1 protein-coding gene is annotated in these 1289 nt (G+C 37.8%); it reads right to left on the reverse strand.

Features of this window, described 5'->3' with window-relative positions:
- Positions 1 to 101: 101 nt before the first annotated feature.
- Entirely contained in the window at positions 102 to 1019 is a 918-nt protein-coding gene (hexA, locus tag BHE89_RS17540) for a transcriptional regulator HexA (protein ID WP_069367985.1), read from the reverse strand.
- Between the last annotated feature and the right edge of the window lie 270 nt (positions 1020 to 1289).

The following is a 1289-nucleotide window of genomic DNA, read 5'->3' on the forward strand; positions in this document are numbered from 1 at the left end:
CCGTTTATCATTATTCATCACTATCCAGTTTTATTTGACTCTTTTTTTAATCTTTAATTTTTGTGTTTTAACGCTAAAAATTCACACAATTATTAATGTGATTATTCAAGTTCAGTAGAGCTAATATCTTCAGATGCAGTGACAGTATAAGGTGTTTTCTTGTTTTCAATCGCATTGAATACAGTTAATACCGCTTCATTTTGTTCATCCGTGTTACGATACAACCAATATTGTGTTTCAGGTAAACGAGGTAATCCTTCACTTTCACCTAAAATACGTAAATCGGCATTTTGCATTTCAAGTGGACGAGCAGTAATCCCCACTTCTGCATTAACGGCGGCACGAACAGCTGATAAAGAAGCGGCTTCATAAGCAATGCGCCATTGGATCCCGGCATCATCTAGCGTGTTTATTGCTAATTGACGGAATGGGTTAGTTTCATCCATTACAACTAAAGGAATAGGCTCATTCATTTGTAATTGGAAATCTGGCGCACAATGCCATAGCACAGGTGCAGTACGTAACGCTGTACGTGGGTGATGACCAATACGTGCTGTTGTTAATGCTAAATCAATTTCATGATTATCTAGCATCGTCTCAATATATTGAGAGCGCTTAATGCGTACATCAACCGCTAAACGTGGATACACTGACGCGATACGATTTAATAAAAACGGTAATAAAGTATCGACAGAGTCATCAGAAGCACCAATACGTAGCTCCCCTTCTGCATCGCTATACGTTAATGATGCCGTTGCATCATCATTTGCACGCAAAATCTGACGCGCATAACCTAACAGTTGTAGACCATGCTCTGTTAAAAGTTTATTACGACCATGACGGGCGAAAAGCTCTCTGCCCACTAATTGCTCTAAACGTTGCATCTGCTGACTCACAGCAGATTGGGTTCGACATACAGCAGCCGCAGCGGCTGCAAAAGTGTTCAAATCTGCTACAGCTACAAACGTTCTAAGCAGATCGAGGTCGAGATTCATTATCGGACGATTTGCATTAATCATTGTTTATTCTTCACTTATTTTTGATTTTTAAATTACATATACCTGGTGTTTTATATCAAAAGTCTAAAAAAAGACTTCCGATTCAGACAGTACTCTACTCTGAAAAGGAGAGCAAAGACATACTGAATACTTTACATTTGTTTCTTATCGTTTACACCTCCTAGATAGAAAGGAATTGCATCTTTTTGTAACAAATTAAATTTTATTATCATTTTAAGTATTCACAAGAAAGAACTGTATACCGTCATCACAAGTTAGACTTGGATCATA

This window comes from Shigella sp. FC1967, assembly GCF_001743005.1.
In the GTDB taxonomy this organism is placed as follows: Bacteria; Pseudomonadota; Gammaproteobacteria; order Enterobacterales; family Enterobacteriaceae; genus Proteus.

What these genes read in the sequence shown, in the direction of transcription:
- hexA (WP_069367985.1), bottom strand. Translation starts at nt 1,019, where the DNA reads ATGATTAATGCAAATCGTCCGATAATGAATCTCGACCTCGATCTGCTT.